Origin of the sequence: Bacteroides sp. OM08-11 (assembly GCF_003438665.1) — a bacterium.
In the GTDB taxonomy this organism is placed as follows: Bacteria; Bacteroidota; Bacteroidia; order Bacteroidales; family Bacteroidaceae; genus Bacteroides; species Bacteroides cutis.
Window position 1 is genome coordinate 620,628 of the sequence record NZ_QSTJ01000001.1, and the last position, 15,159, is coordinate 635,786.

General features: G+C 42.7%; 8 protein-coding genes. 3 read left to right on the top strand and 5 right to left on the bottom strand.

The window, feature by feature from the left end:
- Nucleotides 1–112: 112 nt before the first annotated feature.
- Together DXC10_RS02315 and DXC10_RS02320 are read right to left on the bottom strand one after the other, a co-directional pair.
- A complete protein-coding gene (locus DXC10_RS02315) occupies nucleotides 113–1,660 on the bottom strand; it encodes an arylsulfatase (RefSeq protein ID WP_117737275.1) in 1,548 nt (515 codons plus the stop codon).
- A 113-nt stretch (nucleotides 1,661–1,773) separates the two neighbouring features.
- Nucleotides 1,774–5,829, bottom strand: a complete 4,056-nt coding sequence (locus tag DXC10_RS02320; RefSeq protein ID WP_117737360.1) for a hybrid sensor histidine kinase/response regulator transcription factor — start codon at nucleotides 5,827–5,829, stop codon at nucleotides 1,774–1,776.
- Nucleotides 5,830–5,932: 103 nt separating this feature from the next.
- Between DXC10_RS02320 and DXC10_RS02325 the strand changes: the two genes are divergently transcribed.
- Genes DXC10_RS02325 through DXC10_RS02335 form a run of 3 tightly spaced genes read left to right on the top strand, consistent with a single transcriptional unit; the run spans nucleotide 5,933 to nucleotide 9,244 of the window.
- Entirely contained in the window at nucleotides 5,933–7,015 is a 1,083-nt protein-coding gene (locus DXC10_RS02325) for a phosphotransferase enzyme family protein (RefSeq protein ID WP_101542130.1), read from the top strand.
- A gap of 15 nt (nucleotides 7,016–7,030) precedes the next feature.
- Nucleotides 7,031–7,681, top strand: coding sequence for a carbohydrate-binding family 9-like protein (locus tag DXC10_RS02330; protein WP_101542131.1), 651 nt, complete (start codon nucleotides 7,031–7,033; stop codon nucleotides 7,679–7,681).
- A 60-nt stretch (nucleotides 7,682–7,741) separates the two neighbouring features.
- Entirely contained in the window at nucleotides 7,742–9,244 is a 1,503-nt protein-coding gene (locus tag DXC10_RS02335; protein ID WP_101542132.1) for a glutamine synthetase family protein, read from the top strand.
- A gap of 180 nt (nucleotides 9,245–9,424) precedes the next feature.
- On the opposite strand, the gene lpxA is transcribed toward DXC10_RS02335, so the two are convergent.
- The 3 genes from lpxA to DXC10_RS02350 are packed head-to-tail and all read right to left on the bottom strand — an operon-like array spanning nucleotide 9,425 to nucleotide 15,062.
- Nucleotides 9,425–10,192, bottom strand: coding sequence for an acyl-ACP--UDP-N-acetylglucosamine O-acyltransferase (gene lpxA / locus DXC10_RS02340; protein ID WP_101542133.1), 768 nt, complete (start codon nucleotides 10,190–10,192; stop codon nucleotides 9,425–9,427).
- A 19-nt stretch (nucleotides 10,193–10,211) separates the two neighbouring features.
- Nucleotides 10,212–11,600, bottom strand: coding sequence for a TolC family protein (locus DXC10_RS02345; RefSeq protein WP_180949174.1), 1,389 nt, complete (start codon nucleotides 11,598–11,600; stop codon nucleotides 10,212–10,214).
- Between the two features lie 42 nt (nucleotides 11,601–11,642).
- Nucleotides 11,643–15,062 (bottom strand): efflux RND transporter permease subunit, encoded by a 3,420-nt coding sequence (locus DXC10_RS02350; RefSeq protein ID WP_101542135.1) that lies wholly within the window; start codon nucleotides 15,060–15,062, stop codon nucleotides 11,643–11,645.
- Nucleotides 15,063–15,159: the final 97 nt, after the last annotated feature.

The following is a 15,159-nucleotide window of genomic DNA, read 5'->3' on the forward strand; positions in this document are numbered from 1 at the left end:
TAACGCCGCAAATATATAGGTTTGGTGTAGCACAAATATAGATTAATTGTTCGCAAATGGTACGAATTCGTACATTATTTGCGAACAATCTAACTTTTATAAAATCTATATTTTATTGATTTCCAGCTGTTTTTACATTTTTCAATAAGTCAGAGAGGAATTTTACCTTATCGGGATGAGTTTCAGCTACATTTTTTTCTTCGGAAGGATCCGTAGAGAGGTGGTAAAGTTGTGGTTGGGGGTTGTTACCCATTTCTATTTTCGTCCAATATTCCAGCGCCGGTTTATCACTCGGTTCGATATATTTCCATTCACCTTGAATGATAGACAAGGTATTGTTCAGGTTTTGCTGTATAACGTAGTTGCATCCGGAAGTATCTGTACCTAAAAAGTTACCTAACTGGTCACGACTATCGGGAGCAACCCCCGGTTGGATAGGATGATTTAACAAAGTTGCCAAAGAAGCATATATGTCAATCATGGAGAATAATGCTTGTTGTTTACCCGGTTTGATACCATTGGGCCAACGTACAATGAACGGAATACGTGTACCGGCTTCGAATGCACTATATTTGCCTCCACGATAATGTTTCATTGGAGTATGACCATTCAATAGTTCACGAGCTTGGTCTTGATAACCATCGTCGATGACAGGGCCATTATCACTACAGAATACGAAGATGGTATTGTTGGCTATGTTTAAGCTATCTAGTGTACGCATAATTTCACCAACAGTCCAATCCAGTTGCAGAATGACGTCACCGCGTGTGCCTAAACCACTCTTTCCGGCAAAACGGGGATGGGGAACACGAGGGACGTGAACGTCCTGTGTACCCATATATAAGAAGAAAGGTTCATCTTTATGTGAGGTGATAAAGCTTTTTGCTTTATCGGTGATAACGTCGGCAATATCTTCGTCCACCCATAAGGCGGATTTACCACCGGTCATCCAGCCAATGCGCGGAATGCCATTGATAATAGTATTGTTGTGTCCCTGGCTAGGTTTTAGTTTTACCAATTCAGGATTTTCAAGCCCTGTAGGCCAGTTGCCTACTTTGTGGTTATAGTTTACGGTAATCGGATCGTCCGGATCAAGTCCTACCACATGTGCGTTTTCCACGAATACACAAGGTACGCGATCTACAGTGGCAGGAATGATGAATTCATAATCGAAACCGATATCTTGGGTATTCGGTCTAATTTCATGGTTGAAATCCGTTCCACCTTTGGGACCCAGTCCTAGATGCCACTTACCGATAGCTGCCGTGGTATAACCTTCTTCTCTGAACATGTCTGCCATAGTCACGCAGGCTGTGTCGATAATAAGTTCTGAATTTCCCGGAGCAATACCTGTATTTTTTTGTCTCCATGGATACATACCCGTGAGTATACCGAAACGGGAAGGAGTGCTCGTAGAAGAAGTGGCGTATGCGTTGGTGAACTGTATACCTTGGCCGGCAAGGCGGTCAATATTCGGAGTGCTAACTTTTGTGGCACCGTAACAACTTAGGTCTCCGATACCTAAATCATCTGCAATCAAGTAAATCACATTTGGCTTTTGTACCTGATTATGTTTAGCTTCTTGTTTGGAGGCATTACTACATCCGGTCAGGAGAGCTATACTTGGCAGAAGCGGTAAGAATGAGGAGAAATCTTTCATAGACTTTTGGATTTTAAAGTTTAATTTGTAATGCCAAAAGTAATAGATTTTCCTTAAAGTGATGTGTCGGAGAGTCCGAAGGATGGGTAAAAATGTACAATAATACATTTTTCTTATACTTCTTCCTCACTATCCGAATCTTTTCCCTTCCTATAGGCTAACGGGCTTACATGATAAATGTCTTTGAAACATTTACTGAAATATCGTGAAGAACTAAATCCTATCTTGTCCGATATCTCTGTAATGTTCAGTTCAGGATTGTTACGTAACATTAGCGCTCCTTTTTTCAATCGTATTGTCAAGATAAAGTCGTTAGGGGTCTGTCCGGTGATTGCTTTCAATTTAGCGAATAAATTTGTACGTGCCATTGCCATTTCCCTGGCAAAGACATTGACATTGAATTCCGTATCGTCTATATGTTCTTCAATGATGGCCATAGCACGATCCAGAATATCCTTGTCAATAGGATTGGTTGCGAGCATCTGTGCGGCAGTTTGTGGTTGTTTGCTGAACTTTTCTTGCAATAGAATACGGGAGTTTACCAGATTGTTACAGCGGGATATCAATAAATTAGTATTAAAAGGTTTGGTGATATAATCGTCTGCACCAATACGGAAACCTTCTATGTTCTGCTCAATGGCGGTACGTGCTGTCAACAACACTACGGGGATGTGACACGTATTGAAATCTGTTTTTATTTGTTTACATAATTCGGTACCTGATATTTTAGGCATCACCACATCGCTCACTACAATGGTAGGCATCTCACTATGTACCAGATTAAGTCCTTCTTCTCCATTGGCTGCTGTAATTACCTGATAGAATGGTTTGAAGATATTTGCTAACATTTCGCGAATAGGAGCATTATCTTCCACAATCAGCATTTTAGCATTGGGTATGCGTTTGATGGGGGTATTATCTTCCGCTTCTGCGATCAGTAGTGTATCAGTTTCCAGCTTAGAAATATCGACTTGTTCGATGAAATCGGCGTTTTTGTTGATTTGTTCTTCCGAGAACTGTGCATTACCCAACTTTAAGGTAACGATGAAACTCGTTCCTTTACCGAGTTCGCTTTCCACTCGAATACTACCGTGATGTAACTCGACAATACCTTTGGTTAAAGCTAATCCGATACCTGTACCGGTCTTGTCTGCACTGACGGTACCCATCGGTTCTATTTGGTAAAAACGGTCGAAAATTTTGTCTATCTCTTTGACATCAATGCCGCTACCTGTATCCGTAATCAGGATAACGGCCTTGTTGTCTTCCGTCGTGATACTAAGCGTAATGGTATCTTCTGCTTTCGTGTGCTTGATAGCATTGGACAAGAGATTGTTAATTACTTTCTGCATCTGCTTCTGGTCGTACCATACTTCAAGATTATCAGTTTTTTTCTCAAATTTGAAGTTGATTTGTTTGGTACTGGCATATTCCAGAAATAACAGATAGTTTTCATATAGGAAATTCACAATATTATGTGGACTTACTTTAATCTTCATGTGTCCTTGCTCTTGTTTACGAAAGTCTAGTAGCTCGGTTATCAATTCGCGTAATTGTATACTATTTTTGTAAATGCTCAATATTTTGTTATAGATGGCAGGTGTGAAGTTCTGCAATTGTAACAACGTTTCCACTTGTGCCACGATCAAAGTCAGTGGAGTACGGAATTCATGTGATATATTAGTGAAGAAGTGTAGTTTGGATTGGTTCAGCGCTTCTACATCTTGTATATGTTTCTGTTCATATTTTAGAGATTCGCGCAATTTTATTCTTGATTTGTAGGTACGTATCAAGTACCACAGTAAAGCTGTCGTTATTACCAGATAAATGAAGTAGGCAAGTGGCGTTTTATAGTAAGGTGGCAATACATGGATAGTAAGGTGTACTTGCGGACACAGATTTTCGTCTTTCCCTTCCGGTTTGATGATGAGGTTATAAGTACCTGCATTGAGGTTTGTATATGTAATGTTGTGTAGACCACGGGTATTTGTCCAGTCATCGGAGAAACCTTGTAATTTATAGACAATATCATCCTTATTGGCTGCTACATAATTTGATGTGGCAAATTCTACACTGAACATGGTTTGATTGGCGTTCAGAGTAATTTCATTTGTATGGCATAAGGATTGTTTGAGGATACCCGATTCGTCTCCCACCAGGATTTCTTCACCGTTTACGATAAGACGTGAAAGAATGATTTTGTAAGGTTTCGGGGTAAAATTCAGTTCCATTTCATGAAAAGAAATCATTCCTTGAATTCCTCCCAGGAATATTTCGCCGTCACGGGTCACGCAAAGGGCATTTTCATTGACTGCCGTAAAAGGAAAACCGTTTTCTGCACTGTAATTTCGGAATTTTTTAGTCTGATAGTCAAAGATAGAGAAACCTTCATTAGTGATGAGTAACATCTTGCCTGTGGTGGGAGACTCCTGTATTTCGTAAATACAATCGCTGATGAGACCATTTTTCGTTTTGTCGAAGTTCTCGAAATCATTGCTTGCTGGACGATAGAGATCGAGTCCACTGCCCGAAGTAGAAAACCACAGGTTTCCTTTACTATCCTGCATGATATTATTTATATTGTTGTTGCTGAGACTATTCGGAAACGTAGGGTCGTAATGATAATTATTCAGCTTATGTGTGTCAAAGCGATAACTGAATACACCTTCTCCAGTAGCCGCAATCCATAAAGTCCCATCTTTGTCAAATTCAACATCTGCTACCATTTTGATGGATCTGCCCTCTTTACTGTCCTTGAATAACTGTTGGCATTTTCCGTTAGCAGGATTGAAAAGACATACTCCATTCTGTGTCGCTATGATTAACAGGTCTTGATAGGGAACAATATCCCTGATGATATCCGAGGGGAGTGTTTCTGGGTTATCCGTTTCCATGCGGTAATGGGTAAACTGTCCGGAGCGTATGTCCAGTTTGTTTAATCCGCCCAAATGGGTACCAATCCATATAATTTCTTTAGTTGTATCATAATAGAGTGCTTTCACGTTATTGTGCGAAATACTGTTGCGTCCTTCTTGCGGACGATACCATTTGAATTCATGTGTACGCCGGTTGTAGTAGTTTAATCCACCTCCTTCGGTACCTATCCATAAATTACCGTCCTTGTCCTCGACGGTGCGTCCCACCACCGGATAACTCAGACCATTCTTTTCGACCGTGGAGTAAGTATAACGGGTGTATATCTCATATTCCGGATTAAAATAGTTAACGCCACCAAAGTAGGTACCCAGCCACAACGTACCCTGATTATCCTTTACAATACACCAGATGGAAGAGTGTGTCAAACCATCACTATTTACATCATTTGTTGTATGGTTTTGAAATAATTTTGTACTCTTGTTGAAGCGGTTCAGACCATTGAAAGTACCTATCCATATATTTCCAAGATTATCTTCGCAACAGGCTCTCACGAAGTTGGAAGAGAGACTGTGGGGATTTTTTATATCATATCTGAAATTTTCTATTTGCCCGTCTTTTTTCACGTGATACAAACCCTCTTCCCAACTTCCAATCCACAATTCGCTTTCACTGTCCTGATAGATGCTGGTGATGTTTCCTTCTCGAATAGGGTGTGTTAATTCTCTGCTGGCAATGTTCAGGCAATAAACTCCTTTTGCGGTAGTTCCCATCCAGAAGGTTCCTTTGTCGATATGCATACAGAATATGTCTAAGTTTCCTGCTGCTAATTGGTAGTATAAGTCAAAATTACCCGTCTTCTCGTTATAACGGTATATTTCATTCTTTTGTCCGATGAAAAGGTCATTATTATAATAAATGCTATTGATTTGTCCCTGTATCAAAGTCCTGAATTTTTGAGTGGTAAGATCAAATTCGGCAACTCCTTCGGTACAAAGTAGGTAGATTTTCCCGTTGTGGTTACCTACAATACGTAACACAGTATTACAGAATAGACTGTTCGGGTCATTCTTTCTTAGTTTATATGTCTTTATGCTTTCTCCGTTGTAGCGATTTAATCCTTCGCGTGTACCAATCCACAGGATGCCGTTTTCATCGATATAGAGGCTATTCACCGAAAATTGGGATAAACCGTCATCAGTGGTCAAATGATTGAAAGTTATGTTCTGACCTTGTACTGTAGCGGCAACTACATTTATTAAGATAAGGAATAGGTAAATAATAAGCTTTTGCACTGTTACATCGTTTTTTAAGGTTCCAAACACAAATATAGAAATATTTTGTGCAAAGTAGGATAAAGAGTGTATATTTGTACAATAATTTAATCTATTAGTTATCATGAAAGACCTTTTATCTATTGTATCTCATTTTCAACTGGAGGGTACAGTTCAGGAAATTAAGCCTTTAGGCGCGGGACTAATTAACGATACGTATAAAGTAACTACTATTGAAGCGGATGTCCCCGACTATGTGTTACAACGTATCAACCATGCCATTTTCCAGAATGTGGAGATGTTACAGTCTAATATTGATGCTGTAACACGGCATATACGTAAAAAATTGGAACAGGGAGGTGAACAGGATATAGATCGTAAAGTGCTCCATTTCCTGACTGCCGACAATGGGAGAACCTTCTGGTACGATGGTGAAAACTACTGGCGTGTTATGGTATTCATCCCTAATGCGAAGACTTACGAAACGGTTAATCCCGAGTATTCTTATTATGCCGGTGTAGCTTTCGGCAAATTTCAGGCTATGCTTGCCGATATTCCCGATGCGTTAGGTGAAACTATTCCGGATTTCCATAATATGGAGTTCCGTTTAAAACAACTTCGCGATGCGGTAGCTGCCGATGCTGTTGGGCGTGTAAAGGAAGTGCAATATTTCCTCGACGAGATAGAACGCCGTGCCGATGAAATGTGTAAGGCGGAACGTTTACACCGTGAAGGTAAACTTCCTAAGCGTGTTTGCCACTGTGATACAAAAGTAAATAATATGATGTTCGATGAAAAAGGAAATGTACTTTGTGTAATCGACCTCGATACAGTGATGCCCAGTTATATTTTCTCTGATTTCGGTGACTTCTTGCGTTCAGGTGCCAATACTGGTCTCGAAGACGACAAAGACCTGAATAATGTGAATTTCAATATGGAGATATTCAAGGCCTTTGCAAAAGGTTATCTTGAGTCTGCCAAGTCTTTCCTTTTGCCGATAGAGATTGAAAACTTGCCATATGCTGCCGCTTTGTTCCCCTATATGCAATGTGTACGTTTTCTTGCTGATTACATCAACGGTGATACGTATTACAAAATTCAGTACCCGGAACATAACCTGGTGCGTACGAAGGCACAATTCAAGTTGCTGCAAAGTGTAGAAGAACATACGCCTGAAATGCAGAAATTCATAGCTTCGTGTATTTAAAACTATAGATATATAATGAAAGAATTGAATGTCAAGAAGGTGAGCATGGCGAGTGTACCGGTGGAATCGGTGCCTGCTCTTCTAGATGAAGAAAAAGTGGCTTTTCAGCCGATTAATACCGTAAATTGGGAAGATTTCCCTTATAATCCGGTTGTAGAGTTTCGTATTGCTCATACGGAAGATGCCATTCTGCTTCATTATAAAGTGAAAGAAGCGAGTGTGCGTGCTGTAGCGGGACGGGATAACGGTTCGGTATGGGAAGATGCTTGTGTAGAATTCTTTTCTATCCCAGCCGGAGACGGTATATATTATAATGTGGAATGTAATTGTTCTGGTACGTTACTCATCGGTGCGGGTACAGAACGTAACAATCGCCAACATGCTTCGCAGGAAGTACTCGATAAAGTGCAACGCTGGTCTTCTCTAGGTCGTGAAGCTTTCCCTGAAAGAATAGGAGAGTGTGGTTGGGAAGTAGCTCTGATCATTCCTTTCTCCGTCTTCTTCTTGCATAATATTACATCGTTGGATGGTAAGTCCATCCGTGCCAATTTCTATAAATGCGGTGATAAGTTGCAGACACCTCACTTCCTTTCATGGAATCCCATTGAATTGCCTGCTCCGAACTTCCATTGCCCGGAGTTCTTCGGTATGCTGAATATGGAATAAGATAGAGTAGTATTTTACTATATTGAACTTCGACCTTACTAAAATGAAAAACAACCAATTATGAATCAAGAATTGTCAATGAATGCCAACCAATTAGTGGCATTTCTCCAGAAACCGGCTTCCGAGTTTACAAAAGCGGATATTATCTCTTTTATCCGACAGAATGGTATCCGTATGATTAATTTTATGTATCCTGCGGGCGATGGACGTTTGAAAACTCTGAATTTTGTTATTACCGATGAGGCTTACCTGAATGCTATCCTCACATGTGGCGAACGAGTAGACGGCTCCAGTCTCTTCTCTTTCATTGAAGCAGGCAGCAGTGATCTTTATGTGATACCGCGTTTTCGTACCGCTTTTGTGGATCCATTTGCTGAAATTCCCACTTTATCCATGCTTTGCTCTTTTTTTAATAAAGACGGAGAACCGTTGGAGAGTGCTCCCGAGCATACACTTCACAAGGCAAGCAGAGCTTTTACTGAAGTCACTGGAATGGAGTTTCAGGCTATGGGCGAACTGGAATATTATGTAATAGCTCCCGATGCAGGTATGTTTGAAGCAACCGATCAGCGTGGTTATCATGAATCTGGCCCTTATGCCAAGTTCAACGAATTCCGTACACAGTGTATGTCTTACATTGCACAAGCAGGCGGACAAATTAAGTATGGGCATTCCGAAGTGGGTAATTTTACTTTGGACGGATACATTTATGAACAGAACGAGATTGAGTTTCTACCCGTTCCTGTAGAGCAGGCTGCCGACCAGTTGATGCTTGCTAAATGGGTGATCCGTAATCTGGGGTATAAGCATGGATATAATGTGACGTTCGCTCCTAAAATCACAGCCGGAAAAGCTGGATCTGGGCTTCACATTCACATGCGTATCATGAAAGATGGAAAGAACCTGATGTTGGAAGACGGTATCTTGTCCGAGACTGCTCGTAAGGCTATTGCAGGGATGATGGAGCTGGCTCCTTCTATCACCGCTTTCGGTAATACAAATCCTACTTCTTACTTCCGTCTTGTCCCTCATCAAGAGGCACCTACCAACGTTTGTTGGGGTGACCGTAATCGTTCTGTATTGGTACGTGTGCCTCTCGGCTGGTCTGCTAAAACAGATATGTGCGTACTTGCAAATCCATTGGAAGCCGAAAGTCATTTTGATACCAGCATAAAGCAGACTGTAGAAATGCGCTCTCCGGATGGATCGGCCGATTTATATCAATTGCTTGCAGGGCTCACTGTGGCTTGTCGTTATGGCTTTGAGCTGGAAAATGCGTTGGAAATTGCGGAGAAGACTTATGTCAATGTGAATATCCATCAGAAAGAAAATGAAGATAAGTTGAAGTTGTTGGCACAATTGCCGGATAGTTGTGGAGCTTCTGCCGATTGTTTACAGAGACAACGCACTGTCTTTGAACAATACAATGTATTCAGCCCGGCAATGATCGACGGAATTCTCCGTAAACTTCGTAGTTACAATGACCGTACTTTGCGTGCCGATCTAGAAGGAAAACCGGAAGCTATGCTAAAATTGGTACATGAGTACTTTCACTGCGGATAGTAGTGGAATATTCTCCTTCTATATGAATGTAAAAAGTTGGTGTCTACTTATATAAAATAAGTAGACACGGATTACACGAATTGAGCGGAAAAGAAATCAATCCGCAAAATTCGTATAATCCGTGCCTAAAAAAGATAAACTTCTTAATCCTGAATATACAGGTACATGAAGTTTGTGAGTTTACTTTACAATCTCTTTGGATCCCTTGATAAAGTTGATTATATTATGTATCTCATCACTCATGGGCACCTGGTCTTCAATCTTCTGCAGAGCATCTTGTATACTGAAGTTCCCTTGATAAACCAAACGATAGGCATTTACAATATGTCTCAATATGCGTTCAGTGACTTGATGTTTATGTTGTAACACGGCAGCATTGATACCGTGGTATTCTGCCGGGTTACCATTCATAATCACGTATGGCGGAACATCTTTTGAAATACGACAACCTGCCTGGATCAATACCCAACTTCCAATATGACAGTACTGGTGCAGAATGACGTTACTACTTAAAATAGTATAATCGTCTATCTGGCATTCTCCGGCTACGGTAGTCTTAATACCTAATACACAGTGATTGCCAATATGTACGTCATGACAAAGGTGTACACCATCCATTAGATAATTTTCATTACCAATACGACTAGCACCGTCTGCATGAGTGGCACGGCTGATGACTACGTTTTCACGGATGTCGTTATTATCACCAATAATTAACCGGCTGTCTTCTCCTGTATAATGGAAATCTTGTGGAGTAGTTCCCAAAATGGCATTGTGGTGTATTTTGTTCCCTTTTCCCAGACAAGTCCCATTTAAGATTTTTGCACCGGACATAATGACACTGTTGTCACCAATTTCCACATCGCCTTCTATATATGCAAAGGGCTGGATGGTTACATTCTGACCGATTTTTGCGGCAGAATCTACAAAAGCTAATGGACTAATCATGTTTTTCAATGTTTAATGATTAATTTTCTCTTCCTCCTCCAAGTGCTTGATACAAACTGACTACAGCCTGCATGCTAGCAAAGGTGTCAGATATCTCCGAAAGTTGTGCGCTGAGATAGGATTGCTCGGCAGACAATACTTCCAGATAGGTTGACGTGCCTAATTTAAACAATTCTTTTGTATCTTCGGCTGCTTTACGAGCAGAATTTACTTGAATATCGCGAGAAATAGCTTTTTCCGATGTCATCTGATATTGGTACAAAGCATTACTTACTTCATTTCCTGCATTCAGTAGGGAAGTCTGGAACTGAATTTTGGCTTGTTCTTCCTGTGCTTTTGCTTGTTTTAAGCGAGCAATATTAGTACCGCGATAAAACAAGGGCTGTGTTAGAGAACCGATAGCGGAAGCCAATAACTTACCCGGATTTACGATTGCAGAACCGGCACTGTTAGTCCAACCGGCAGAACCACTCAGAGTGATTTGTGGGTAGAAGGCGGCGCGTGCACTGTTGGTGTTGTAGTATTTCGATGCTAATGACATTTCAGCGGCTTTTACATCCGGACGATTGGATAACAACTGTAAGGGGATACCGACGGAGAACTCTGATGGAAGTTGCTGTGCTTCCAGCGTACTGCGTGAGATACTTTGTGCCGGCTGATTCAGCATCAAGCACAATGCATTCTCCGTTTCACGAATACTTTGGTGTATGTCGGGTAGAGATGCCTTGACTTGTGCGTATGCAGTACGGCTTTGTTCTACGGCAGCCGAGGTGGTACCATAGATACCTGCATCTTTCATCGCTTCTACTGTTTCCATATTTCTCTTCAGAATGTCCACAGTACCCTCTGTTATTTGTAGTTGACGGTCGAGCATCAACAGTGTGTAATACATATTAGCTACATTGGCGATGACTTGGGTCTGCACAGCTTGTTCATAGAATTGGGTTTGTTTCAGAGAAACCTGTGCGTTACGTTTGGGGTTTAGCAACTGACCGAAGAGATCAATTTGCCAACTTGCTGTCACGGGCAATGAATAAGTTTGTGTAGCTTTACCTTTATCCCAACTACTGACAGTTCCCTGTGGAGAAAGTCCCAACATAGGAGCATATGCCAGACGTGCAGACATCAGTGCTGCTTGTGCTTGCTTCACGTTCAGGGCCGCACTACGAAGGTCAGCATTATTAGTCAGCGCTTGTTCGATGAGCGTCTGTAACTGCGGGTCTGTAAATACTTCCCGCCAAGGCAGATTTCCGAAGTTGGCAGTATCTGAAGCGAGTGTATCGTTTGTCAAAGTGGTATCACGATACAAGCCTTCAGCAGTGATGTCATCGGGTCTGTCGTATGATTTGTAGATGTGGCAACTGCTCAATAGAGCGGTTGCACACATCAGGATCATTAATTTCTTCATCATTTTCTTTACGATTTATCGATTTACGATTGAAATTTCTTCTTATTTAGTATATTGCTCAATCTCAGGTTCAGCATCTGAATTATCGACATCTTCCCATTCCATCGGCTTAAATTTCTCTTGTAAGTACTGGAATGCCACGAACAGGGCAGGTACGATGAAAATTTGCAGAATCATACCGATTAACATACCACCAATAGCAGAAGTACCCAGCGTACGGTTACCGTTGGCACCTGCACCAGAAGCAAACATCAGCGGAAGCAGGCCGACAATCATGGCTAATGACGTCATCAAGATAGGGCGCAGACGAGCTGCAGCACCCAATACGGCTGCCCAGGTGATGCTCATGCCCATTCTACGGCGTTCAAGGGCAAACTCTACAATCAAAATGGCATTTTTTGCCAACAATCCCATTAGCATGATGAGGGCAATCTGCATATAGATGTCATTGGACATTGTACCCAGAACCATCTTCAATGCCGGAATGCTACCCAATGCTCCTATACCGCCCACAAAGAGGAAGCTGCCCAGCAACCCGAACGGTACCGACAGTAATACGGAGAGTGGCAGGATATAACTTTCGTATTGGGCACTCAGGAGCAAGAAAACAAATACGAAACACAAAATGAAGATAAGTCCCGTAGTGCTACCGCTTGTTTCAGCTTCCTCACGCGCCATACCTCCCAACTCGTAACCGAAACCGGCAGGCAAGTTTTCCTGTGCTACTTCGGCAATAGCTTGCAGGGCCTGGCCGGAAGTGTAACCCGATGCGGGAGCTACCATCACTTTCATGGAAGTGTAGAGGTTGAAACGACTGATGACATCAGGACCATATACTTTCTTGATGGAGATGAACTGCGTGATAGGTGCCATTTCGTTGCCGTTACGCACTTTGATACTTTGCAGGGTTTCCATGTTTTTGGTGGCATCGGGCTCGGCTTGTACCATTACGCGGTACATCTTACCGAAGCTGTTGAAGTTGGAAGCATACAAACCACCATAGTATCCCTGCAAGGTAGTCAGGATGTCGTTGGGGCTGATACCCGCCTTTTTACAAGCAGCGGCATCGATGTCTAGCTGGTACTGCGGGAAGTGGGGGTTGAAAGAGGTCTTGGCAGAATTGATTTCCGGACGTGCTTCCAAAGCAGCGCTATAATTGTTCACTACGTTGAAGAAGTGATCCAAATCACCACCTGTCTTGTCCTGCATGTTCAACTCAATGTCGCTTGAAGCCGAGTAACCCGGAATCATAGGCGGAGCAAAGAACAATACCTGCGCTTCTTTGATGACCTTTTGTGCACGCATATATAAAGTGGCATACACAATCGTGGAGTTTTGCATGGTAGAACGTTCTTCCCAGTTTTTCAGTTTGATGATGAGTGAACCATATGAAGGTCCCTGTCCACCAAGGAAACTATAGCCTGAGATGACTGTACGTGATTCCACAGCGGGGTCGGCGGCGACAAGGCTGTCCACACGGTTCAGAATTTCTTGTGCACGTTCTTGTGAAGTACCGGGAGGTAGTGTCACGGCACCCATGATGGTACCGGTATCTTCGTTGGGCACCATACCGGTCGGGGTGATTTGCATGAATACACCCAGTAACACGATGGAGCCGATGACCAATCCTGCCGATATCCAGCGTTTTTGAATAAAGAACAGTACTTGTTTTTTATATTTACCCAGGATACCGTTATAGGAGTCGTTAAAGGACTGTTTGAACTTGTCGGTAGTCATACCCGTCAATGCCAACACACTGATGACAATCATTACGCAGCACAAGATAGGATGTTCACTGAAGCTGAATAGACCGAAAATCATACCCAGAATTGCTACTGTCACAAAGAGTAATGTGATGCCGGGGCGCATTAGCCTGCCTAAAGAATTGGCATATCGGGCAAACATAATCTTGCGTGCCTCCTTGGTGGCAACGCCTACGCGTTCTTTCAAGTTTTCGTGTTCGCCATTATGGGGTTTCAAGAAGATAGCACACAGTGCAGGACTTAAGGTCAAGGCGTTCAAAGCCGAGAAACCAATGGCAATCGCCATGGTTAAACCGAACTGGCGGTAGAAAGTACCTGCCGTACCGCCCATGAAACTCACGGGGATGAATACGGACATCATGACCAGCGTAATGGAGATGATGGCACCACCCAGCTCACTCATGGCATCGATGGAAGCTGTACGGGCAGACTTGTAGCCCTGGTCCAGCTTGGCATGGACGCCCTCGACGACGACGATGGCATCATCGACCACAATCGCAATGGCAAGCACCATCGCCGAAAGTGTCAGCAAGTTGATACTGAAGCCAATCAGTTTCAATACGAAGAAGGTGGCAATCAATGCCACAGGAATGGCAATGGCGGGAATCAACGTGGAGCGCATGTCTTGCAAGAAGATATATACCACGATGAACACCAGAATAAACGCCTCAATCAGTGTCTTGACAACCTCGTGTATGGAGGCGAACAAGAAGTCATTGGCACTTTGGGCAATGTTGATTTTCAGGCCGGCCGGCAGTTTACTGGAATAGTCGTCCAGTAGAGCCTCGATATCCGAGATGGTCTGCGTGGCATTACTACCTGCCATCTGGAAAATGATGCAACTCACGGCCTTATGTCCGTTTACCATATTGTTGAAACCGTATGACAGACGACCCAGCTCCACACTCGCTACATCCTTCAGGCGGAGTATTTCACCGTTTTCCAAAGCTTTGATGACAATGTTCTCGAATTCCGTAGTCTGTTGCAAACGCCCCTTGTAACGAAGGGTATATTGGTAGGTTTGGTTACCGCGCTCACCCAACTGGCCGGGAGCCGCTTCAATGTTCTGTTCATTCAAGGCGGCAACCACATCGTTGGGGATCAGTTTGTATTGAGCCATTACATCAGGCTTCAGCCAGATGCGCATGGAATAGTCTTGTCCCAGCACCATGGCGTCACCTACACCGTTGACACGTTTTACTTCAGGGATAAGGTTGATGTTGGCGTAGTTTTCCAGGAACTCAATATTATACTGGTCTTTTTCGTCATAGATGGAGAATACCATCAACATGGAGGTCTGGCGCTTACGGGTGGTTACACCGACTTTGGTAACTTCGGCAGGCAACAAACCTTGTGCCATGGAGACACGGTTCTGCACGTTTACCGCTGCCATATCGGGGTCGGTACCTTGCTTGAAGTAGATGGAGATGTCACCTGCGCCGCTGTTAGTGGCACTTGAGCTCATATACATCATGTTTTCTACACCGTTGATCTGATCCTCCAGTGGGGCGATAACGGAGTTAAGTACCGTTTGGGCGTTGGCACCTTGGTAGGTGGCACTTACCGATACGGTGGGAGGTGCAATGTCCGGATATTGGGTGATAGGCAATGTAGCCAGACCAATAACTCCTAAGATTACTATCAGGATGGAGATTACCGTTGATAGTACCGGACGGTTAATAAATCTATCTAATTTCATTTCATGAAAGATTAAAGAATTAAAAATTAAAGAATTAAAATGGATCAAGAATCAATACTGTGTCTGTTTTAGACAGCTTTTCATTCTTTCATTTTTC